General features: G+C 68.4%; 28 protein-coding genes. 14 read left to right on the top strand and 14 right to left on the bottom strand.

Going from position 1 to position 21,122, the window contains the following annotated elements; genetic code table 11:
- Nucleotides 1-16 precede the first annotated feature (16 nt).
- The 6 genes from DMC64_RS39840 to DMC64_RS39865 form a co-directional block, all read right to left on the bottom strand.
- Nucleotides 17-1,276: an MFS transporter gene (locus DMC64_RS39840; protein WP_125737731.1), complete on the bottom strand. Its 1,260-nt coding sequence runs from the start codon at nucleotides 1,274-1,276 to the stop codon at nucleotides 17-19.
- A 6-nt stretch (nucleotides 1,277-1,282) separates the two neighbouring features.
- Nucleotides 1,283-2,902, bottom strand: coding sequence for a class I tRNA ligase family protein (locus DMC64_RS39845; protein WP_125737732.1), 1,620 nt, complete (start codon nucleotides 2,900-2,902; stop codon nucleotides 1,283-1,285).
- Between the two features lie 2 nt (nucleotides 2,903-2,904).
- Nucleotides 2,905-3,270 carry a cupin domain-containing protein gene (locus tag DMC64_RS39850; protein WP_037344297.1) on the bottom strand — a complete coding sequence of 122 codons (366 nt, stop codon included), beginning with the start codon at nucleotides 3,268-3,270 and terminating at the stop codon, nucleotides 2,905-2,907.
- A 21-nt stretch (nucleotides 3,271-3,291) separates the two neighbouring features.
- Nucleotides 3,292-4,605: a lysine N(6)-hydroxylase/L-ornithine N(5)-oxygenase family protein gene (locus tag DMC64_RS39855; protein WP_125687311.1), complete on the bottom strand. Its 1,314-nt coding sequence runs from the start codon at nucleotides 4,603-4,605 to the stop codon at nucleotides 3,292-3,294.
- 59 nt (nucleotides 4,606-4,664) lie between these two features.
- Nucleotides 4,665-5,921 (bottom strand): ATP-grasp domain-containing protein, encoded by a 1,257-nt coding sequence (locus DMC64_RS39860; protein ID WP_125737733.1) that lies wholly within the window; start codon nucleotides 5,919-5,921, stop codon nucleotides 4,665-4,667.
- Between the two features lie 117 nt (nucleotides 5,922-6,038).
- Entirely contained in the window at nucleotides 6,039-6,542 is a 504-nt protein-coding gene (locus tag DMC64_RS39865; protein WP_125737734.1) for a helix-turn-helix domain-containing protein, read from the bottom strand.
- Nucleotides 6,543-6,634: 92 nt separating this feature from the next.
- Here DMC64_RS39865 and DMC64_RS39870 point away from each other — a divergent pair, with 92 nt between their 5' ends.
- Nucleotides 6,635-7,183: a dihydrofolate reductase family protein gene (locus tag DMC64_RS39870; protein WP_125737769.1), complete on the top strand. Its 549-nt coding sequence runs from the start codon at nucleotides 6,635-6,637 to the stop codon at nucleotides 7,181-7,183.
- Here the strand turns inward: DMC64_RS39870 and DMC64_RS39875 are convergent.
- Nucleotides 7,180-7,530: a hypothetical protein gene (locus DMC64_RS39875; protein WP_233629991.1), complete on the bottom strand. Its 351-nt coding sequence runs from the start codon at nucleotides 7,528-7,530 to the stop codon at nucleotides 7,180-7,182. The two genes, DMC64_RS39870 and DMC64_RS39875, sit on opposite strands and share 4 nt — an antisense overlap.
- 144 nt (nucleotides 7,531-7,674) lie before the next feature.
- On the bottom strand, nucleotides 7,675-8,082 hold the full coding sequence (locus tag DMC64_RS39880) for a VOC family protein (RefSeq protein ID WP_037344292.1): 408 nt from the start codon (nucleotides 8,080-8,082) through the stop codon (nucleotides 7,675-7,677).
- A gap of 159 nt (nucleotides 8,083-8,241) precedes the next feature.
- Here DMC64_RS39880 and DMC64_RS39885 point away from each other — a divergent pair, with 159 nt between their 5' ends.
- From DMC64_RS39885 to DMC64_RS39895, 3 genes are all read left to right on the top strand, one after another.
- Nucleotides 8,242-8,826: a GNAT family N-acetyltransferase gene (locus DMC64_RS39885; protein ID WP_125737735.1), complete on the top strand. Its 585-nt coding sequence runs from the start codon at nucleotides 8,242-8,244 to the stop codon at nucleotides 8,824-8,826.
- Between the two features lie 146 nt (nucleotides 8,827-8,972).
- Nucleotides 8,973-9,452, top strand: a complete 480-nt coding sequence (locus DMC64_RS39890) for a DUF2975 domain-containing protein (RefSeq protein WP_125737736.1) — start codon at nucleotides 8,973-8,975, stop codon at nucleotides 9,450-9,452.
- Entirely contained in the window at nucleotides 9,452-9,664 is a 213-nt protein-coding gene (locus DMC64_RS39895) for a helix-turn-helix transcriptional regulator (RefSeq protein WP_016333493.1), read from the top strand. Before DMC64_RS39890 ends, DMC64_RS39895 begins: the two co-directional genes overlap by 1 nt.
- Here DMC64_RS39895 and DMC64_RS39900 read toward each other — a convergent pair.
- Nucleotides 9,661-10,974, bottom strand: a complete 1,314-nt coding sequence (locus DMC64_RS39900) for a cytochrome P450 (RefSeq protein WP_125737737.1) — start codon at nucleotides 10,972-10,974, stop codon at nucleotides 9,661-9,663. The genes DMC64_RS39895 and DMC64_RS39900 overlap by 4 nt on opposite strands.
- Before the next feature lie 71 nt (nucleotides 10,975-11,045).
- On the opposite strand from DMC64_RS39900, the gene DMC64_RS39905 reads away from it, so the two are divergent.
- A complete protein-coding gene (locus DMC64_RS39905) occupies nucleotides 11,046-11,666 on the top strand; it encodes a UdgX family uracil-DNA binding protein (protein ID WP_125737738.1) in 621 nt (206 codons plus the stop codon).
- A 1-nt stretch (nucleotide 11,667) separates the two neighbouring features.
- On the opposite strand, the gene DMC64_RS39910 is transcribed toward DMC64_RS39905, so the two are convergent.
- Together DMC64_RS39910 and DMC64_RS39915 are read right to left on the bottom strand one after the other, a co-directional pair.
- A complete protein-coding gene (locus DMC64_RS39910; RefSeq protein ID WP_037344288.1) occupies nucleotides 11,668-11,859 on the bottom strand; it encodes a hypothetical protein in 192 nt (63 codons plus the stop codon).
- Between the two features lie 119 nt (nucleotides 11,860-11,978).
- Complete coding sequence (locus tag DMC64_RS39915; RefSeq protein ID WP_125737739.1) at nucleotides 11,979-12,941, bottom strand: TIGR03557 family F420-dependent LLM class oxidoreductase; 963 nt, start codon at nucleotides 12,939-12,941, stop codon at nucleotides 11,979-11,981.
- A gap of 111 nt (nucleotides 12,942-13,052) precedes the next feature.
- Between DMC64_RS39915 and DMC64_RS39920 the strand changes: the two genes are divergently transcribed.
- From DMC64_RS39920 to DMC64_RS39930, 3 genes are all read left to right on the top strand, one after another.
- Nucleotides 13,053-13,385: a hypothetical protein gene (locus DMC64_RS39920; RefSeq protein WP_037344287.1), complete on the top strand. Its 333-nt coding sequence runs from the start codon at nucleotides 13,053-13,055 to the stop codon at nucleotides 13,383-13,385.
- Between the two features lie 64 nt (nucleotides 13,386-13,449).
- Nucleotides 13,450-13,902: an anti-sigma factor gene (locus DMC64_RS39925; protein WP_125737740.1), complete on the top strand. Its 453-nt coding sequence runs from the start codon at nucleotides 13,450-13,452 to the stop codon at nucleotides 13,900-13,902.
- Nucleotides 13,899-14,687 (top strand): SigB/SigF/SigG family RNA polymerase sigma factor, encoded by a 789-nt coding sequence (locus tag DMC64_RS39930; protein WP_125737741.1) that lies wholly within the window; start codon nucleotides 13,899-13,901, stop codon nucleotides 14,685-14,687. The genes DMC64_RS39925 and DMC64_RS39930 overlap by 4 nt, the downstream gene beginning before the upstream one ends.
- 302 nt (nucleotides 14,688-14,989) lie before the next feature.
- On the opposite strand, the gene DMC64_RS39935 is transcribed toward DMC64_RS39930, so the two are convergent.
- The 3 genes from DMC64_RS39935 to DMC64_RS39945 all read right to left on the bottom strand — a co-directional run bounded on the left by DMC64_RS39935 (nucleotide 14,990) and on the right by DMC64_RS39945 (nucleotide 16,371).
- Complete coding sequence (locus tag DMC64_RS39935) at nucleotides 14,990-15,319, bottom strand: DUF3140 domain-containing protein (protein ID WP_037344285.1); 330 nt, start codon at nucleotides 15,317-15,319, stop codon at nucleotides 14,990-14,992.
- Nucleotides 15,320-15,347: 28 nt separating this feature from the next.
- Nucleotides 15,348-15,812 (bottom strand): hypothetical protein, encoded by a 465-nt coding sequence (locus tag DMC64_RS39940; protein ID WP_037344284.1) that lies wholly within the window; start codon nucleotides 15,810-15,812, stop codon nucleotides 15,348-15,350.
- A 97-nt stretch (nucleotides 15,813-15,909) separates the two neighbouring features.
- Nucleotides 15,910-16,371 (bottom strand): SRPBCC family protein, encoded by a 462-nt coding sequence (locus DMC64_RS39945; protein ID WP_037344283.1) that lies wholly within the window; start codon nucleotides 16,369-16,371, stop codon nucleotides 15,910-15,912.
- A gap of 136 nt (nucleotides 16,372-16,507) precedes the next feature.
- Here DMC64_RS39945 and DMC64_RS39950 point away from each other — a divergent pair, with 136 nt between their 5' ends.
- The 6 genes from DMC64_RS39950 to DMC64_RS39975 are packed head-to-tail and all read left to right on the top strand — an operon-like array spanning nucleotide 16,508 to nucleotide 21,121.
- Nucleotides 16,508-16,921 (top strand): phage holin family protein, encoded by a 414-nt coding sequence (locus DMC64_RS39950; RefSeq protein WP_125737742.1) that lies wholly within the window; start codon nucleotides 16,508-16,510, stop codon nucleotides 16,919-16,921.
- Entirely contained in the window at nucleotides 16,918-17,223 is a 306-nt protein-coding gene (locus DMC64_RS39955; protein ID WP_038515260.1) for a DUF3618 domain-containing protein, read from the top strand. Before DMC64_RS39950 ends, DMC64_RS39955 begins: the two co-directional genes overlap by 4 nt.
- A complete protein-coding gene (locus DMC64_RS39960; protein WP_007030245.1) occupies nucleotides 17,220-17,486 on the top strand; it encodes a DUF4235 domain-containing protein in 267 nt (88 codons plus the stop codon). Before DMC64_RS39955 ends, DMC64_RS39960 begins: the two co-directional genes overlap by 4 nt.
- Before the next feature lie 2 nt (nucleotides 17,487-17,488).
- On the top strand, nucleotides 17,489-18,784 hold the full coding sequence (locus tag DMC64_RS39965; protein WP_125737743.1) for an NAD(P)/FAD-dependent oxidoreductase: 1,296 nt from the start codon (nucleotides 17,489-17,491) through the stop codon (nucleotides 18,782-18,784).
- A gap of 13 nt (nucleotides 18,785-18,797) precedes the next feature.
- Complete coding sequence (locus tag DMC64_RS39970; RefSeq protein WP_037344279.1) at nucleotides 18,798-19,301, top strand: hypothetical protein; 504 nt, start codon at nucleotides 18,798-18,800, stop codon at nucleotides 19,299-19,301.
- 29 nt (nucleotides 19,302-19,330) lie between these two features.
- The gene (locus DMC64_RS39975; RefSeq protein ID WP_125737744.1) at nucleotides 19,331-21,121 is read left to right on the top strand and encodes a thiamine pyrophosphate-requiring protein; all 1,791 of its coding nucleotides are present in this window, start codon (nucleotides 19,331-19,333) and stop codon (nucleotides 21,119-21,121) included.
- Nucleotide 21,122 lies beyond the last annotated feature (1 nt).

The raw sequence follows: 21,122 nt of genomic DNA on the forward strand, positions 1-21,122 counted from the left end.
CGCAGTTCGGCCGCGCTCAGGCGGCGGTCGCCTCGAGAACCTCGGCCGGTCGCTTCTTCTCCTGCGCCGACAACGGTTTCGCCAGACTGAAGTAGGTGCCGATCACGATCGCGCCCTGCAGGATCGCCAGCCCCCAGAACGCGTAGGGCACGGTGGACGCGTCCGCCAGCGCGGACAGCCCGACCGTCGCCCCGACACCGAGCCCGAGGCCGAGCGCCTGGGTGCTGCCGAAGATCCGGCCGACCCGCTCCTCCGGGCTGGCCCGCATCAGCAGCGTGCGCGCCGCGATCCGGCCCTGCGCGAAACAGAAGCCGGCGAACGGGATCGCCGCCATCAGCGCGATGTAGTGCAGTGGCTGGATCGCCAGGCAGATCAGGTTGCCGAGGGTGCCGAGCACGGCCAGATGGATACCCTTGACCCGCTTGCTGACCTTGCCGTACGCCGCCGCGCCGACGATGAACCCGACGCCCGCCAGCGCGTCGACCACGCCGATCATCCACGCGCCCTGGTTGAACGTCTGCAGGATCAGCGTCGTCAGGATGACGTTGGCGACCATCAGGCCGATGTTGCCGTTGGCGTACAGCAGCGCGAGCCGCTTGATCGGCTGGCGCACCGGGGCTTCGGCCGGCGCCGAGGGATCGGTGGCGACGGCCTCCTCGACGACCGGCGCCTTGGCGGGTTTGCGGCCGATCGCGTAGACCAGCACGGCCGAGAGGACGAAGCTCAGCGAGTTGAACACGAACAACGGCGTGGCACCGAACCAGATCACCAGGAAGCCCGCCAGCGAAGAGGCCAGCAGCATGCCGGCGTTGCTCGCCATCTCGAAATGCGAGTTGAACTTCCCGAGCCGCTCGTCGCGGATCCGTTCCTTGATGAGCCCGTTGCTTGCGGGCATGAACAACGCCGCGGTGCAGGCGAGCATGAAGTTCGCTATGTAGGAACCGAGGTTCGCCGGACCGCCGATCCACAGCCACACCGGCAGCGCGAACGCGGTCATCGCGCTCACCAGGTCCGCCGCCACGCACAGCATCCGGCGGTCGACCTTGTCGACCAGCTTGCCGAACAGGACCGCGAGCGCGACCTGCGGGATGGACACCGCGATGAACAGCCAGCCGACCGCGAGGGTGGTCTGCTCGGCGTGGAAGACCAGGATCGCGGCGGCGGTGATCTGGAAGGCGTTGCCCGCCGTGGTGATGAACCCCGCCGGGACCAGCAGGCGTTCGGCGAGCCGGGAACTCCGGACCGCGTCGGTGGATGGGGTGCTGTCGAGTGACATGGTGGGTCAGACCTCGCTCGTCGGGGGGAATTCCAGTGAGGGCACGGGGAAGGCCGTGGTGTGCGTGACGTCGAAGGCGGCCGCGGTGATCCGGAGGGCGAACCCGCCCGCCGCGGCGGCGCGTTCGGCGAGGTCGATCAGGATCGGTGAGGCACAGCCGATCAACGCCCGCAGTTCGAGGAAGAGGTCGCCGAGCCGCGCGCGGAGCATCTCCTGGTCGAGGTTGCCCTTCAGGGTGCGTTCCGTCGCCGCCCGCAGGCGTTCGACGTGCTGCACGATCAGATCGGCGGCCCGGCTGAGGCTGAAGTCCTCCAGCTCGTAGTTCAGGGCGAACCGGGAGACCATCGCGGCGGCCCGTTCCGTGGCTTCGGTCGACACCGGGAGCGAGCCGTTCTCGCCGCCGACCTCGGCGGTGAGTTTGGCCAGGGTCTCGGCGAGCTCGTTCCAGGGCGTGACGAGCCGCTCCCCCGCGACCTTTTCCAGTGCGGCGCGGGAGAAATTGGTCCGCGCGAACTCGGGGGCGGTGAGGTTGAGGTGGAACCGCGCGATGTCGCGGGGCACCTCGGCCGCCAGGTCACGGGCCCAGACCACGTGTCCCTTGCTGGTGGAGAACTTCTCGTTCTCCAGCTCGTAGAACTCGTTGACCAGCAAGGTGTCCGGTAGGACGTAGCGGCCTTCGAGCGCGATCAGCTCGGCGACGTGGACGACGCCCCAGGTGAACAAGGGATCGAAGCCCATGAACACCACGACCCGCGCGTCGTTCTCCGCGAGCCAGGCGTCGTCGTCGGCGGCCTTCGGCTTCCCGTTGCGCCGCAACGCGTACTCGGTGCAGTACATCGAGGCGGGCATGCCCTCGACCCACGCGTTGAGGCGCTGCCCCGGCGTCTGCAGGAACGGCGCCGGCAGACCCCATTTCACCGGGTACGTGATCGCGAAATCGGGCAACGGCCCGGACAGCAGTTCCCGCATCAGCCCGAGCACGTGCGGCCGCCACGCGGGGCCGCGTTCCTCGTAGTAGGCCAGGAGTTGTTCGCGGTACTCCGAGACCGGGAAGACCATGATCTCGGTCTCGCGGTAGGTCACCTCGTCGGCCGGGTCGAGCACCGAGTACGGCTCGATCAGCGCGTCGAAGTCGATCGGATGCCCGCAGCCCTCGCAGAATCCGCCGCGGCTGTCGGCGAGGCACGTCGGGCAGCCACCGCCGACGAAACCCTCGACCAGGAACTCGCCCTTGCGCTCGCTGTAGGGCAACCGCACCTTGCGCAGACGCAGCTTTCCCTTGTCGTACAAGCGCTTGACGTAGTCGTAGACGAGTGCCTTGTAGCCGTCGTCGGTCGGCGAGAAGCCGTCGACCTCGACCCCCATCGCCTTGAACGTGCGCTGGATGTTCTCGGTCGACTGCTCCACCAGTTCGGGAGGCGTCAGCCCGACCCTGGCCGCGCTGGTGACGAGGTAGGTCTGGCTGTCGTCGGTGCAGGAGGCGAACACGGCCTCGCGGCCGGCCGCGCGCAGGTACCGGCGGTGCACGTCGGCACCGAGGTACGGGCCGGCGATATGCCCGATGTGCAGGTCACCGTTGGACGTCGGCGGGCCGCCGATGATCACGACCGGTCGCTTGTCGGTCATACTCACGCCTCCGCCTCATGCCGGGCGGCGAACTTCACCGTCATGTCGGAGTCCCACCAGATCGCGTACATCTCGAAGTCCTCGGCACCGTCGTTGAGGATGCGGTGCTCGGTGCCGGGCTTGTGGAACTCGATGTCGCCGGGACGGAAGGCGCGGCGCTCTCCCCCGGACTCGACCACCGCCTCGCCGCTGACGGCGATGAAGATCTCGTACTCGTGGTGGGAATGCGCACCCGTCGCGCCGTGCGCGGGCACCGTGACCCAGGCGCCTTCGAACGGCGCGTTCAGCGCCGCCCACGGCAGCAGCCGCTGGCCGTAGGCACCGTTCTCGAAGACCATCTTTTCCCGCTCGAGCGGACGGATCTCCATGACTTCCTCTTCCTTCGTGGGTCAGCGGGTGGCGACGATGGGGGCGGTTTCCGACGTCGGCTGCGGCGGCACCGAGGGGTTCTCACCGCGATGGGCGAGGATGTCCTGCAGGATGTCGTTGGCGCGCGGCGCGAGGACGCTCAGCAGCGAGTCCGCGATCCCGTGCGTCGCCTCGTTGACGCCCTGGAGGTAGACGGCCGCGGTGGCGGGCTGCTCGATCTCCAGCCGGTAGTCGCGGGTCACCTTGATCTCCGACAGCCCGATCGACTTCGCGATCTCCTGCACCATCCTCGGCATCTCCGGGGAGAAGCCGGTGCCGAGCAGCACGAGATCGGTGCGCAGTTCCTGGACCTCGCCGGTGCGCCGGTCCGTCAGTTCCAGCACGATCTCGTCGCCCTCGTCGCGGGCGTCGGTGATGTCGCTCATCGTGATCATCGTCAGCCGCGAACGGCCGGAGAGCCGGTCCAGGTAGATCGAGCGGTAGAGCGCGTCCATCGTGCCCGGGGCGAGCCCGGAGTAGTTCGTGTGGTGCATCTCCTTGAGCATCTGCTCGCGCGCTTCGGGCCGCGCCTCGAAGAACTTGTCCACATGGGACGGGAAGAACAGCTCGTTGTTGAACTTGCTGCTCTCGTAGTAGTTCAAGCCGATCGACCGCATCACCATGGTCGGCTTGCATTCGGGCAGGTCCTTCTGCACCGCGCTGAACAGTTCCGCCGCGCTCTGCCCGGCGCCGATCACCGCGACGCGGTACGGGAGGTCCTTGCGCAGTTTGGCGATCCTCGGCAGGTACTGCGTGCTGTGGATGACGCGGTCCTGGTTCACCGTCCGGAGCCGGTCGGGGATCCGCGCGTCGCGGCCGGCGCCGACCACCAGGTACCGGCTGCGGATGGTCTCGCCGTCGGCGACGTGGGTGTCCCAGCCGGTGAGCGTGCCGTCCGTCCACACGGGAGTGATTTCGAGGCACTCGCGGCCGCGCTGCAGATCCACCAGGGAAAGCGAGTCGGCCGTCCACTTGAGATAGTCGGCGAGTTCCACCCGGTACGGGACGAAGCTGCCCATGTTGACGAACTCGTTGAGCCGATTGGTGGCGTGCAGGTAGTTGAGGAACGAGAAGCGGCTGCGCGGATTGCGCAGGGTCACCAGATCCTTGAGGAACGAGACCTGCGAGAGGGCCTCGGGCAGGAGCATCCCCCGCTGCCAGGAGACCTCTTCGTCGCGTTCGAGCAGGACCGATTCGCGGGCCAGTCCGGGCGCGAGCTCTTCCAGCGCCACGGCCAAGGCCAGGTTCGACGGTCCTGCTCCGACTGCGAGCAGCTCGACATCACGGTTCGCCATTTGTTCGCTCCGCCATCTTTGTGAGTGCTGGGAAGGTGTTCTGTGGTTCCGGTGCGCGGTCAGCCACCGGCGGCCACCGAGGGCAGCAGGGGGTGCGCGGTCAGCCGGACCTGGGCCATGGCCTTGTCCAGCACCGCTTCGCAGTCGTCGGGATCGATGCCCGCGCAGATCACGTACGCGTGGCGCGAGATGAACTCCGCCGGCGGCAGCCGCAGGCGCGAACCCGGCTCGACGAGCCGGTCCGCGGCGAGGATCCCGTTGTTGCGCAAGGAATTCGGCACGGACACGGACTCGACGACACAGTCCTGTTTCGGATAGCCGAACCGGACGCCGACCCACCGGGGCTCGGCCTCGTGCGGGATGTGGGGGCGCATGCCGAGCGCGACGTCGACCGCGGCCGCGCCGGGGTCGATCCCGGTCGCGAACTTGGCGAGCAACGGGATCAGGTCGCCGCCGAGCCTGCCGTTGATCTCCACGATCACCGGCCCGCGTTCGGTGAGCTTGAGCTCGGTGTGGGTGATGCCGTACCGGAAGTCGATCGCGCCGTGCGCGCGGGCCAGCGTCGAGCGCAGAACCGGGTCGGCGAGCAGTTCGTCCGCGGAACTGACCAGATGGCCGAGCTCCTCGAAGTACGGATGCATCCCGACCGTCTTGCGCGCCACGAACATCGGCGTGTACTCGCCGTCGACGACGGCGCCGTCCACACTGATCTCCGGGCCGGTCAGGTACTCCTCGACCAGCGCCCCGCCCTTGTAGGCGGGAGAGCCGTTGAAGCTGGCGTCCTCCGCGGTCCGGAACGCCTTCCGCACCGCCTCGGCGTCTTCCGCGAGACTGACGCCGATGCTGGCCCCGCCGCCGCGCGGTTTGACGACGACCGGGTACCCGATCCGTTCCGCCACGCGGACCGCTTGGTCGTCGTCGTGCACGAACCCGAAATCGGGCTGCGCGACGCCGGCCGCGGTGAGCGTCCGTCGGCTGAACCACTTGTCACGGCAGCCTTCGATCGCGGAGACCCCCGCGCCCGGCACGCCGAGTTCGTCCGCGACATGCGCCGCCGCCACGATCAGCGCCTCGTCCCAGCACACCACGCCGAGCACCGGCGTGGTGGCGTGGAGCGCGCGGGCCGCGGCCAGCACGGCGTCCTGGTCCTGTGTGTCCAGCACGGTCGCACCGGTGATGTAGCGCTCCTGCCAGGTCGGTTCGGTCCCGTTGAACAACCACAAGGGATGCCGGTGCCCGGCCGACGCCAACAGGTACTCCCGGTACGGCCGCATCCCGCAGCCGATCACCAGGACAACACCCTCCGCTGAGCTCATTCCCTCTCCCCACCAGCCCGTCACTTCGTCGCGGGCTACTACATCCCGGGGGCGGGTTGACCGGAACCCTTGATTCGGGAAGAACAATCAACGGGATGCGTGGTGAGGGCGCGATTGCTACGAGGAATGCCCAGTCGGCTTTGGGAGGGCCGCTTCGTAAGCGGCGGCGAGGCGGTCCAGCACGCTGGGGCCTTCCTTGGCCGGGGCTCCGAGATGGACGACCCGCAGTTCCGCCATGAACTCGGCCCAGAGTTCCGGCCTGCCCTCGGCGAGCAGTTCGGCCCGAACCCTCAGGCGCTCGGTCGTCGGACGATGCCGGAGCCCCCAGGAACCGAGGTGCGCGAACACGGGGACCAGCTGGATCGACGCCTCGGTCAGGCTGTACGCGGCCCGTTTGCCGGGGCCGGCGTCCTCGCGGGTCAGCAGGCCGGCTTTGACCAGCCGCTTCAGTCTGTCGGACAGGATGTTGGAAGCGATCCCCTCTTCGGATCCGGCGAGCAGTTCCCGGAAATGGCGCCGGGTGCCGAACATGATGTCCCGCAGCACGAGCAGGCTCCAGCTGTCGCCGAACGCCTCGACCGCGGCGTTGATCGGACAGCCCGAACGGGCGGGTTCCGCCATCCCTTCACCTCCCGAAGAAGTGGTTGCAAACCACCATCGGTCACCTTATCGTGAAGCAACCGATTGCAGAACGCAACCAGTGGGAGGCCGTGATGCTCGAACCGCAGACCGCGGACGGGAAGGTTCTCTGGCACTTCACGATGTCGCTCGACGGTTTCGTCGCGGGCCCGGGCCACGGCATGGACTGGATGGCCGGCACCACCTTCCGGCCGGGTCTGATCGGCGAATACGCCGCGACCACCGGCGCCGTCCTCGGCGGCCGCGACGGCTGGGACGCCTACCCCGATCCCAGCGGGATCTATGGCGGCGCTTGGAAGGGCCCGCTGTTCGTTCTCACGCACCACCCCGAGGACGCCACGCCCACCCCCGGGGTCACGTTCCTGAACTGCGGCGTGGCCGAAGCCGTCCGGATCGGCCTGGACGCGGCGAACGGGAAGAACCTCGAAGTGTTCTCGCCGGACATCGGCCGCCAGTTGCTCGCGTTGGGGTTGATCGACGAGATCGACCTGCACATCGCGCCGGTGCTGCTCGGCGACGGCGTCCGGCTGTACGACAACCCCGGCGGCGCGCCGATCCGGCTGCACGGGCTCGGCACGGAAGATCCGCGTGCGGCGATCGACGTGCGGTTCCGGCCGGCCTAGTTCCGGTTGCCGTACGACTGCTCGCACGGGTAGCCGTCGCGGTCGGCGTCCCAGCTCGCCGGGCGCCCCGCGTTCACCCAGGCGTTGTACGCGTAGGTGTACGAGAACCCCTCGGCGAACAGGCGCTGGCATGACGTGAGCGAAGGCGCCCGGGTGACCGTCACCGGCGGCTCGACGACGACCACCGAAGTGGCGGGCGGCGCGACGACGGCGGTGGTCGTGGTGTTCGGCGGCGGGACGATCTCCCGCACCACGGTGACCGGCGTCCCGGCCGTCGTCGTCCCGCACCCGCTCAATGCCGCGACGGCACCCGCCGATACCAGCAGTGCCGCGACCATCCTGTTCATCTTCTCGCCTCCCGATGGAACCGCCGAATCCTCACGCGAGGAGAACGGCGGTTTCACCGGTGACATAACGGGTTTCGCGCGATCGGAGCCGCAAGTCCCCGGAAGTCGGGAGCTTCGGCACGGACCGGGCAGGGCCGGAAGACCCTAGGATTGAATGACGTTCACCATCCACGAGATGCCGAACTTGTCGGTGCAGGCACCGAATTCGTCACCCCACATCTGCTTTTCGAAGGGAACCGAAACGGTACCTTCGGCGGAGAGTTTCTCCCAGTATCCGCGCAATTCCTCACCGTCGTCGCCACTGAGGCTGACCGACACGTTGGTGCCCGGTCGGTGCTCCATTCCCGGCGGCGTGTCCGACGCCATGATCGTGTAGCCGCTCGGGGAATCGAGCTGGCTGTGCATGATCTGATCCTCCGCCGGCGTTCCCGCCATACCGGACTCACCGAACGTATTCAGCGTCAGTTCGCCGCCGAACACCGACTTGTAGAACTCCATGGCCTGCCGGGCGTCACCGGCGAAGCTGATGTAGGGATTGAGACGAGAAGCCACTGGAACGCTCCTTCTGGTCGGGTCACGAGCATCCTGACAGACGCCTCCCGACGCGACAACGGCTGGACTACGGCCGGGTGAATCCTTCGTGCAACGAAAATTCACCGCCGTTCACCGAATTCGTGAGCGATTTCCCGAATACCGCTTTAATGTCGGCACATGCCCGCGTTCCGGATCCACCCCGCGACGGCCGACCGCTTCGGCGACGTCGCGACCATCCTCAATCCGAACGGGAACGACCGCGCCTGCTGGTGTCTCGCCTACCGCGCGAAACCCGCGGACTACAGCCGGTTGCGCGGTGACGAACGCGCCGAACACGTCCGCGCCCTGTGCGCGGCGGACCCGGCGCCCGGCGTGCTCGCCTACGACGGCGCCACCCCGGTCGGCTGGTGCGGCGTCGGCCCGCGCGCGCACCTCCACCGGATGACGCGTTCCCGCACGATGCCGCCGATCGACGACGTCCCGGCGTGGACCGTCGTCTGTTTCGTCGTGCGGGCGGGCCATCGCCGGAAGGGCGTGGCGCACGCGCTGCTGGACGGCGCCGTCTCCTACGCGCGTTCGCACGGCGCCCCGGTCATCGAGGGCTATCCCGTCGATCCCGGCGAAGGGCGGATCAACTCGTCCGCGGCCCATGTGGGGACCATCGGCCTGTTCGCGGCTGCGGGGTTCGAGCTCGTCGAGGAGACCAAGGCGCGCTCGGACCGGAAGCCGCGCTGGCTCATGCGGCTGGACCTGCACTCTTGAGCCGGGCCTCCGCGGCTGAAGGGGCCCTTCACCGCATCAGACGCGGCGAAGGACGCCTTCAGCCCACCACAGGTCCGCCCTCACAGTCGACCGCTCCCCGATAGCTACCGATTGACTTTCGATAGATAACGCGCGAAAATCGATGTATGATCACAGGTCAACGGGCGGTCGCGCCCCTCCGGGTGTTCCTCGTGCTGCTCTTCGGGATCCTGGTCCTCTTCCAGACCATGTCCCTGCCGGGTCAGTTCGCGCACATGGCACGGCAAGATCCGGAAATGGCGTATCTGCGCTGGCCCGCGACGGCGATCTCCGTCTTCTGGGTGCTGTGCGTCCAGGTCGTGGTCGTCGCCACCTGGCAACTGCTCTCCCTGGTCAAAAAGGACCGCATATTCACCGAAGCGTCCTTGAGATGGGTGGACGCCATCGTCTGGGCGATCCTCGCGGGCTGGGTCGTGCTGGCGGGCGTGTTCCTCTACGTCGGCTTCAACGCCGACGACCCCGGCCTGCCGCTGCTGTTGTTCCTGGCGTTGATCGGCGTCGCCGTGCTGGGCCTGCTCATGATCGTGCTGCGCACCCTGCTGCGGCAGGCCACCACCCTGCGCTCCGACCTCGAACAGGTGATCTGATGCCGATCGTCGTCCGCATCGACGTCGAACTGGCCAAGCGCAAGCTGAGCGTCGGCGAGTTCGCCGAACTCGTCGGGCTCACCCCGGCGAACGTCGCGGTGCTGAAGAACGGCCGCGCCAAGGCCGTCCGGTTCAGCACGCTCGAAGCGATGTGCCGGGTGCTCGAATGCCAGCCCGGAGACCTGCTCGAGTGGGTCCCAGACGAGCCTTAAGCCGCCGAGAACTTCAGGTGGAAGTTGTCCAGCGTCGCGGGCAACGGCCGCTCCGGCCCGAGGACGGCACCGGAGGCCGGCTCGAAGCGGCGATCCTTGATCAGCCACGCCAGCATCGTGCTCGCGCAGAACAGCACCAGATCCCGGCCGGGGCAGATGGCGGGACCGGCGCTGAACGGCACCAGCGCGGGATTCGCCGCCGCGCTGCCGTCCAGCCAGATCCCGGGTTCGAACCGGTCGGCGTAGGCCAGCGATTCGGGATCGCGGTGGAAGAACGGGGTGAAGATCAGCACCGTGGTTCCCGCGGGCCCCCACGCCGTCTCGGCCGTGCTCTCGCGCAGCAGCGCGGGAGTGGTCGGCCACAGCCGGACCGATTCGAGGGCGCAGGCGCGCAGGTACGGGAACTGGCCGGGCACGGTCAGGTCGGCGTCCGCGACCTCCTCGTCGGCGCGTTCACGGGCGGCCGGATGGGTGGCCAGCAGCGCGAGCGCGCGGAAGGTGACGATCCCGGCGGCGTCGAAGGCGAAGAGCCAGTGGGCGACCTGGTCGGCGACGACCTCCATCGTCCGCTCGCCCGCCGGGCCCGCCGCCGCGATGGCTTCGGCGAGGCTCCCCGGCTCCGCCCGTTCCAGATGGCCGATGAGCCGCGTGCGGAACAGATCGTGGAGCCGGTCGCGTCGCGGGTGCGCGTACGCCCAGTTCGCGTCCTTCCGCAGCCGGGCGAGCATGTCGGTGAGACCGTCGTCGCCCGCCGCGGACTCGCCGAGCGTGACCCGGCGGACGATCCGCCACCAGGCCACGTTGAAGGTGTCCCAGTCCAGCGTGCCGCCGTCCCAGAGCGACGCCGCCTCCTCGCCGATCGCCGCGGCGAAGGGAGCGGCCAGGTCGTGCAACGGCTTGCCCGGTTCAAGGACCTCTTCGTTGAACTCGCGGCGCGGCGCCCGCTCCACCGCGTCGGAGATGAGGACGCCGTGGGGCTGGAAATGTCCCAGCGCCGCCCGCTTCTCCTTGGTCGACGGGCTGAACGGGACGGGCGCGGCGGCGAGCACGTCACCGACGTCGTCCCCCGACAGCGCCAGATCGATCGTCCGGCCGGGCACCCGCAGACGCAGCGGTCCCGGACCGTACTGGGACCGGAGCCGGCACAACAGCCGCACGGCGGGACGGTCCAGCTGGAGTTTCTGCGCCGCGGCGAGCCCCAGTGGCCGCCGTTTGATCACCCCGCCGGCGAGCGTGGGCAGCACGACCCGCAGCGCGACACGCACGGTGTCCTGGACGGAAGCGATGGCTGGTTCGGTCGTAGTCGCCATGACGAAGGGCTACCCGGCGCGGCGCGCGCGTAATCGGTTTGTCCCACGGCCGGGCGGGGCATCCGGCCTCCATGGCGACCAAGGCACCCGGGGCGGATCCGCCGGAAACCGCCGACCTGGGCGAACTGCGTTCGGCGGCGTCCGGCTGCCGCGGCTGCGACCTGTACCGCGACGCCACCCAGACCGTCTTCGGCGAAGGCCCCCGCGCGGCGGAGATCATGGTGGTCGGCGAACAACCCGGGGACCAGGAGGATCGGCAGGGCGCCCCGTTCGTGGGGCCCGCTGGGCGGTTGCTCGACCGGGCCCTCGACGAAGCGGGTTTCGACCGCCGGAAGATCTACGTCACCAACGCGGTCAAGCACTTCAAGTTCAAACGCGACGAACGCGGCAAGCGGCGGATCCACAAGACGCCGTCGAAGACCGAGATCGTCGCCTGCCGCCCGTGGCTGCACGCCGAACTGGCGGCGGTCCGCCCGGATCTGTTGATCTTCCTCGGCGCGACGGCGGCGAAGGCACTGCTGGGCGACGACTTCCGCATCACGCGCAGCCGCGGCGAGCGGATCGACCTCGCCGAATTCGCCACCACCGCGGTCGCCACGGTGCATCCGTCCGCGGTCCTGCGCGCGCCGGATCGCGACGAGGCCTATCAGGCCTTCGTCGCGGATCTCGTGGCGGCGCGCGGCGACCGCTGAATCAAGCCACTTCGGAGCTGCTGCCGCGGTCGTGCAGGCCGAGCATGTCCAGCAGGGTCGCGCAGTCTTCGGGGCTCTTGGCCCGCGAAGCCACGGCCAGGGCCGCCCTACGACGGATGGCCTCCTGCTCCGGTGTGTCCTGGCCTTCCGGCAGCAGGTCCGGCACCGGATGAAGCCCGAGTTCGTTGTGCATCGGTTTCCCCCTTGGCTGAAGGATGACGTGACTGCTTGGTACCCGCGTTCGCGGGTTTGAACACAGGTGTCCCCGTTCGGGTGCGCAGAGACACAGAGAGACTGCTCCGTCCGTGTGAATCAGCGCCGCAGCGCCGGGAGCAGCGTCTCTTCGGCGAACCGCAGGAAGCCTTCCTGCTGGTCGCCGCCGATCTGGATCAACGCCACATCGGTGAAGCCGGCGGCCTCGAATTCGCCCACCCGCTTCACGATCGCGTCCACGTCGGGACCGCACGGGATCGCCGCGGCGACGTCGTCCGGCGTGACGAATTGCGTGGCACCGGCGAATCCCGCGGGCCCCGGCAGTTCGGCGTTGACCTTCCACCCACCGCCGAACCAGCGGAACTGCTCGTGCGCCCGCTGGATCGCGGCGTCGCGATCCTCGCCCCAGGACACCGGCAGCTGCGCGATCTTCCTGGTGGGCGGGCCGAGTTTGGTGGCGTCCCACTCGCGGCTCAGGGATTCGTCCGGCTCCACCGCGATCATCGCGTCGGCGATCGGCGCGAACCGGGTCGCCGACTGCGACCCGGACACCGCGACCGCGATCGGCACGCGCTGCTCCGGCAGGTCCCAGAGTTTCGCCGAGTCCACCCGGAAGTGGTCACCCTTGTAGTTGAAGTAGCCGCCGTCGAAGAGCCCGCCGATGATCTGGACCGCTTCGGCCAGCATCTCGTGACGGACGTTCGCCGGCGGCCAGCCGCGGCCGACGACGTGCTCGTTGAGGTTCTCCCCCGCGCCGAGCCCGAGGGTGAACCGGCCGTCCGACAACGCCTGGACGGTCGCCGCCTTCTGCGCCACCACCGCCGGGTGATAGCGCATGGTCGGGCACGTCACGAAGGTCATCAGTTCGACCCGTTCGGTGCTCTGGGTGACCGCTCCCAGCACGCTCCACGCGTACGGCGAATGCCCCTGCTCGTCGAGCCACGGCGAATAGTGGTCGCTCATCACCTCGAAGTCGAACCCCGCCTTCTCACCTCCGGCGGCGTATCCCACCAGGTCCTTCGGGCCGGCCTGTTCGGTCATGAGTGTGTAGCCGATGCGCATCGAAGCCTCCTTCGCGTCGACCTCCGCGTACCCGCCCGTTCCCGGGATCAACCGGACGTTTATCCGGCGAATCGATCGGGGTACCTGATCCGCAGAAGGAGAGGAGCCGCGATGCCGCAGCAGGCTTGGAGCGACAAACGAGAACGTCAGTACGAGCACATCAAGGAATCGGCGAAGGACCGGGGCGCGAGCACCGACCGGGCCGAGGAGATCGCCGCGCGGACGGTCAACAAGAACCGCGCGCAGGCGGGCGAGGCACGCGAGGCCAGCCGGACGTCCCTGGAGGACATGTCACCGCAGCGGCGTGGTGGCAAGCGGTCCGGCAACCGGCTGGGCCCGAACGGACCGACGAAGGACCAGCTCTACAACGAGGCGAAGCAGCGCAACGTCGAGGGCAGGTCGAAGATGTCCAAAAAGGAGCTTCAACGAGCTCTGGGCCGTTGAGCACGCGTCACGCGGCGGATCCCCGTCGCGGTCATCCCACGGCCATGGACGGATGGATTCAGTAATGGACGCATACGGGCGGGGCGGCCTGACCCCGCAGACCAGGGCCCAGTCGGACGGTCTGTCCGACCGGGTCGAACTCCGCCTGCCCGCCGAGGCGGAGCAGATCCCTCTCGTCCGCACGCTCACCCACGGTGTGGTGGCGCGCGCGGACTTCGGCTTGGACGCCATTTCAGACGCGAAGATGGCCGTCGACGAAGCCTGTTCCCAGCTTGTCCAGCCCGCGGAACTGGGAGCCGTTCTTTGTTGTGTCTTCCACGAGATACCGGAAGGAATCGCCGTCTCCATCTCGACGCGGACGAGCAAGCCCTATCTGCCGAGCGAGACGACCTTCGGCTGGCACGTCTTGACGACCTTGACCGGGTCGGTGACCGCCCGATGCGAACCGATCCCCGGCGAACTGGGGGGCACGACGACGATCGAGCTCGTCCTGACCCCGGGAACGAGCGACGGGTGAGTGGGGAGCGCAAGACACTCACCCGGCAGGCGGACGACTACGCCCACTGCGAGCCCCTCTTCGAGGAGTTGTCGTCGCTGCCGGAGGACTCTCCGCGCCGCCAAGAGCTGCGTGCCCGCCTCGTCACCGAGCTCCTGCCGCTCGCCGAGCACATCGCCACCAGGTTCTCCGGCCGGGGCGAACCCCGCGAGGACCTGGTGCAGGTGGCGCGGATCGGCCTGATCAACGCGGTCGACCGGTTCGACCCCGGCCGTGGGCACGACTTCCTCTCGTTCGCCGTGCCCACGGTGATGGGCGAGGTCCGGCGTCACTTCCGGGACACCGGCTGGTCGGTCCGGGTACCGCGGCGGCTCAAGGAACTCCACGTCTCGCTCAGCCAGGGCACGGCGGCGCTGTCGCAGCGGCTCGGCCGCGCGCCGACGCCGACGGAACTCGCCGAATACCTGGGGCTCGAAGTCAACGACGTCCGCGAAGGGCTGCTGGCCGGCCAGGCGTACCAGACGTTGTCGGTCGACAAACCGGTCCACGACAACGCGACCGAGGCCCTCTCGCTCGCCGACACGATCGGCGAGGAGGACCACGAGATGGCGTTGGTGGAGACCCACGAGGCGCTGCAACCGATGCTGCGGGAACTCCCGAAGCGCGAACGCGCGATCCTCGTCATGCGGTTCTTCGGTGGCTACACCCAGACGCAGATCGCCGAACGCATCGGCATCTCGCAGATGCACGTTTCCCGGCTCCTGTCGCAGACGCTGGAACAGCTGCGCGGGAAGCTCTCGGAGTAGCACCGAACGGCGATCACGCGTGATTGGAGACCGAACACGCGTGATTGGGGGCGGAACTCTCTGTTCCGCCCCTAATCACGTGTGTTCCGGCTCTGATCACGCGTGTTCCGCTCCTGACGATTCGGACTGGCTCTCCGAACGGGGCAGATGTCAGAAGACTTGACCGACTATTGTCCACAAAGGACACCAATTGGCGAATTAATGTCCGTTTGGTGTATATCTGCCCGGTTATGATCGGGGTCGTGAGTGTTTTTGGTCGTTAGAACGACACAAAACACTCACGACCCTTCACGGTGAAGGACCTACGCGGGTTTCAGCGGATCATGCCCCACCGACATCAGCTTGTGCCGCCAGTGCGCCTGGCCCGCGACCGGTTCCAGGTCGTCGCGCCGCTCGTCCGCCACCCGCCGGACGACCGAGCGCATCACCCGCTCGTCCTCGGCGGTGAGGTCGGTCCGGCGCTTGCCGAGGATGCCCAGCACATGCCGACCGGTCGGCGTCCCCGCCTGGTCGGGCAGTGCTTCGTCCTCGTCGTCGGCCGACCGCGTGCGCAGCCAGTCGGCCAGTTCCCGCGAGGTCATGTTGACCACACGATGGAATTCTTCCCACAGTTCGTCATCGATCTCGTGCACGGCGAAACCTCCTGCCAGCACTGGACTTCTACGGCGTCGTGTACGGCGCCTGGTGTTCGATCGACGGGCTCGCCGCCGGGTAACGGCCGTCCTGCCCTGGCACCGGCGTCACGGTCGTGCCCTGCTGTTCGGGCTCGACGCGCTGCCGGGGACGGTTGATGACCGCTTCGGCCTCCTGCTCACCACGGATCCGCGAGAGCACGCTGAGCGTGATCGCGTGGGCGATGGCCAGTACCAGCAGCAGGACACCGAGCCTGCCCACCACACCGGGCAGGTCGCTGCCCCCGATGTCGATGGTCGACAGCAGCGCCAAGACGCCCAACGTCGCGAGGTGGAACAACACCGTCACGAGCCAGGTCATCGACGCGCCCGCGGCGGGATCCCCGTGGGAACCCCGCAGGTAGCGCTTACCGCTCTGGTAGATGATCAGACCGTCGAGCATGACCAGCGCCACCCCGATGACGAGGAAGGCCACGTATGCGTTGGTAGTCATGCCGGAACGCTCCCTTCGTAATGGACCTCACCCCCTGAGATACCCGGGACCTCCCCCTGGAAAACGCCGTCTTCCAGGGGGAGGTCCCGGGTGATGGTCAGCTGCCGGGGCGGTCCACGTCACCGCGCCACGCGCCGGATTCGCGGCCGCGGCTCTCGATGAATTCCTTGAACCGCTTCATGTCGCCCTTGATCCGGCGGTCGAGTACGCCGAGTTTGTCGGCGACGTTCTCGGCGAAGCCTTCCGGGTCGATCTCCATCTGCGCCGTGACACGGGTCTTGTTGTCGTCGAGGCGATGGAAGGTGATGACGCCCGCGTGGTCGGGACCGGAGTCCGAGGTCCACGCGACACGTTCGTCGGGATGTTGCTCGGTGATCGTCGCGTCGAATTCCCGGCTCACCCCACCGAATTTGGTCACCCAGTGGGTGTGGGTCGCGTCGATCTGGCGGATCTCTTCGACACCTTCCATGAACTGCGGGAAGCTCTCGAACTGAGTCCACTGGTTGTACGCGGTCTTCACCGGGACTTCGACGTCCACCATTTCGGTGATCGTGCTCATGCATCCTCCTGTCGGTTGGGTGCTTTTCGAGCCGGCACTCCCCGGCTACCCGGCGCTCAGTGGAGCGAAACACGCTGTGATTGACCCTCCGGGCGGCCGGGTACCCGGCGGGCAGAACGCTCCGAGGAGGTGCCCCATGATCGAAGAGACCCACCGGAAGCCGCCCGAGGAAAGGTCGGTCGGCGAACTGGTTTCCGATCTCGGTGACGAGGTCAAACACCTGGTCCGCGACGAGATGCGGCTCGCCGTGTTCGAGTTGCGGGGCAAGGGCAAGAAGATGGGCGTTGGCGCCGGATTGTTCGGCGCGGCGGGCATTTTCGCGCTTTTCGGCCTGGCGACGCTGATCACCGCCGTGGTGCTGGCCCTCGCCCTGGTCATGCCCGCGTGGCTGGCGGCCGTGGTGACGGGCGCGGCGCTCCTGCTGATCGGCGGTCTTTCCGCGCTCGTCGGCAAGAAGGAGGTCACGAGCGCGACCCCGCCGGTGCCGGAGGAAGCCATCGAGGGTGTCCGCGACGATGTCGACACCGTCAAGCAAGGAGTCCGCTCATGAGCGATTTCCCCAAGAACGCCGAAGAAGCCCGCGCCGATCGTGACGTGACGCGCGAAGAACTCACCGAGACCCTCGACGCGCTGGGCAAGAAGATGGACGTCAAGGCGAGGGTGAACGACAACCTCGACGCGAAGGTCGATCAAGCCAGCGCGAAGATCTCCGACAAGGTTTCCGAGCCCGCGGCCGACAAGTTCCGCCAGGGCACCGAAATCGTCCGTGCCAATCCCCTGCCGATCTTCGCCGGTGTGCTCGCGTTGCTCGTCACGATCCGGCTGATCCTGCGAAAGAGGTCTTCGTCGTGAACAAGGTTCTCTACAAACCGCTGAACATGGTCGTGAGCGCCGCGGGTGGTGTCCTCGCCGGGATCGCGTTCAAACAGATCTGGAAACGCGTGAGCGGTGAGGAAGACGCGCCGAACGCCACCGACCGGGACTTCACCTGGACCCAGGTGATCGTCGCGGCCGCCGCGCAGGGCGCGATCTTCGGTGCGGTGAAGGCCGCCACGGAGCGGGCGGGCGCGGTCGGCTACCGCAAGGCGACCGGCGACTGGCCCACGGAGGACTGACGATGCGCGTCGTGATCATCGGAGGCGGCTTCGCCGGGTACAACGCGGCGAAGACCCTGCTCAAATCGGTCGGCGACGACACCGAGATCGTGGTGCTGAACCCGACCGACTACTTCCTCTATCTCCCCTTGCTCCCCGAAGTCGCCGCCGGGATCCTGGAACCGCGGCGGATCTCGGTGTCCATTCCGGGCACGCTGCGCGGGGTGCGCCTCGTGCTCGGCACGGCGACCTCCGTCGACTTCGACGGCCGCACCGTGGCCTACACCGACCCCGAAGACCGCGAACACCACCTCGGCTACGACCGCCTGGTGCTCGCCGCGGGCAGTGTCAACAAACTGCTGCCGATCCCCGGCGTGCCGGAATACGCCCACGGTTTCCGTGGCCTGCCCGAAGCTTTGTACCTGCGGGACCACGTCACCCGGCAGATAGAGCTCGCCGCCTCCGCGAAGGATCCGGCCGAACGCGACGCGCGCTGTACGTTCGTCGTGGTCGGCGCTGGGTACACCGGGACCGAGGTCGCCGCGCAGGGGCCGGCGTTCACCGCCGCGCTCGCCGCGCGTCACCCCGAGCTGAAGGATCAGAAGATCCGGTGGCTGCTGCTGGATCTGGCCGACCGGGTCCTGCCGGAACTCGACCGGCGGCTCGGCACCACCGCGGACGAGGTGTTGCGCGCACGCGGCGTCGAGGTGCTGATGAAGACGTCGATCGAGGACGCCGGGCAGAACGGGGTCACCCTGACCTCCGGGGAATCCGTGCCGACCCACACCCTGGTGTGGTGCGTCGGTGTCCGGCCGGATCCGCTCATCGAGGATCTGGGGCTGAAGACCGCCAAGGGCAGGCTGGTGGTGACGGCGCAGCTGAACGTTCCCGGGCGGCGCGACGTCTACGCGTGCGGGGACGCGGCGGCCGTACCCGACCTGACCAGGCCCGGCGAGTACACGCCGATGACGGCCCAGCACGCCGAACGGCAGGGCAAGCTCGCGGGCAAGAACGTGGCGGCGTCACTCGGGTACGGGTCGCACGGCACGTACCGGCACCACGACCTCGGCTTCGTCGTCGACCTAGGCGCCCACCAGGCGGCCGCGAACCCCTTGCACATCCCGCTTTCCGGGCTCGCCGCGAAGGCGGTCACCCGTGGCTACCACCTGCTGGCCATGCCGGGCAACCGGCTGCGGACCGCCACCGACTGGGCCCTGGACGCGGTGACGAAACGGCAGACAGTCCAATTAGGACTCGTACGCTCGGGTTCGGTGCCGCTCGACACGGATTCCCCCGAACTGCCCCGCACGAACTGCTAGAGGAGACGCCCCCATGACCGCCGAATCCGATCCCGTCCGCGCCGAAGGCCCCTCCGTGGTCACCGAAGGCGGCAACGAAGCGGCCAAGCTGCTGGTCCTCGACCCCGCGGGCGAGGGGAAGCACGGTGAACTCCCGGCCACGTGGCGGCCGCTCGCGGCCCAGCGTCAGGTCATCTGGTGCAGGCTGCCCGTCGACGGCGCGCTCAGCCAGGCCGAAGACGTCCTCGGCGACGCGGAACCCGGCGGCCCGCCGATCGACGTGGTGGCCGCCGGCGATTCGGCCGCGGAGGCGCTGCGGCTGGCCGAACGCCATCCCGGCGCCGCGTCCCATGTCCTGCTGGTCGACCCGGTACCGGACGAGTCCTCCGAACTGGCCGAACGGGTGCGCTCCGGCGGGACCGCGGTGGACGTGCTCCCCCACAGCACCGGCGAGCCGTACAACCGGATCCCGCCGCCACTGCCGCTCGGGCATCCCGACGTCGTCGCGGGGGTCACCAAGATCCTCGAGGACGTTTAGCCGCCGGGGCGGGGCGGTATCCGGCGCCCATGAGCGAAACCGTTGCGGACCATGTTCTGACCAGGCTGCGCGAATGGGACGTGGAGCAGGTCTTCGCCTATCCCGGCGACGGCATCAACGGGTTGGTGACCGCGTTCGGCGCGGCGGAGAACAAGCCCCGGTTCGTGCAGACGCGCCACGAGGAGATGGCGGCGTTCGCGGCCGTCGGATACGCGAAGCTGAGCGGACGGCCCGGTGTCTGCATGGCGACGTCCGGGCCGGGGGCGATCCACCTGCTCAACGGTCTCTACGACGCCAAACTCGACCACGTGCCGGTGGTGGCGATCGTCGGGCAGACCGCGCGCAGCGCGATGGGCGGCAGCTATCAGCAGGAGGTGGACCTGCAGGCGCTGTTCAAGGACGTCGCGAGCGAATACCTCGTTGAGGTGAACGTCCCCGAACAGCTGCCGAACGCCCTCGACCGCGCCCTCCGCACGGCCATCGCCCAGCGCGCGCCCACGGCGCTGATCATCCCGGCGGATCTGCAGGAGGAGACCTATCAGCCGCCGCAGCACGAGTTCAAGCACGTGCCGTCCTCCCCGCCCGATCACCCGCGGGCCAGCGTCATCCCGCCGTCGGACGAGGTCGCCCGCGCGGCCGAGGTGCTGAACGCGGGCGAGAAGGTCGCGATCCTGGTCGGCCAAGGTGCGCGCAACGCCGTCACCGAAGTGCGCGAGGTCGCAGAGCTCACCGGTGCCGGGGTGGCGAAAGCGTTGCTGGGCAAGGATGTCCTGCCCGACGACCTGCCGTATGTCACCGGCTCCATCGGGCTGCTCGGCACGCGGCCGACGTACGAGATGATGCGGGACTGCGACACGCTCCTGATCGTCGGCTCGAACATGCCGTACGCGCAGTTCCTGCCGGAATTCGGCCAGGCGCGGGCGGTCCAGATCGACATCGATCCCCGCTTCCTCGGGCTGCGCTACCCGACCGAGGTCAACCTGCTCGGTGACGCGAAAGGGACCTTGCAGCAGCTGATCCCGTTGCTGCGAGGGAAGACCGAGCGCGGCTGGCGCGAGCGGATCGAGAAGAACGTCGGCGAATGGCAGGAGACGCTGACCCGGCAGGCGATGCTGGAGGCGGAACCGGTCAACCCGATGCGGATCGTGCACGAGCTGTCCGAGCGGATCCCCGAGGACGCCATCGTCACCGCCGACTCCGGTTCCGCCACCAACTGGTACGCCAGGAACCTCCGGATGCGCGGCCGCATGCGGGGCACGCTTTCCGGCACCCTCGCGACGATGGGTTCCGGCGTCCCCTACGCGATCGGCGCGAAGTTCGCCCATCCCGACCGGCCGGTGATCGCGCTGGTCGGCGACGGCGCGATGCAGATGAACGGGATGGCGGAACTGCTGACCATCGCCCGGTACCGCGAACTGTGGACGGATCCGCGGTGCGTCATCTGCGTGTTCCACAACGGTGATCTGAACCAGGTCACCTGGGAACTGCGCGCCATGGGCGGCGCGCCGAAGTTCGAGCCCTCGCAGACCCTGCCGGAAGTGTCCTATTCGGACTTCGCGCTGGAGATCGGCCTGGGCGGGATCGCCGTCGACGATCCCGCCCGGCTCGGCGAAGCGTGGGACGTCGCGCTGTCGACCGACGTGCCGACCGTGCTCGACGTCCGCTGCGACCCCGAGGTGCCGCCGATTCCGCCGCACGCGACCTTCGAGCAGGTGAAGTCGATGACCGAAGCCGTCCTCAAGGGCGAACCCGACGCCTGGCACCTGCTGACTCAGGGCATCAAGACGAAGATGCAGGAACTGCTGCCCTCGCGCCGCTGAG

Source organism: Amycolatopsis sp. WAC 04197 (assembly GCF_003947475.1).
GTDB classification, from domain to species: domain Bacteria; phylum Actinomycetota; class Actinomycetes; order Mycobacteriales; family Pseudonocardiaceae; genus Amycolatopsis; species Amycolatopsis japonica.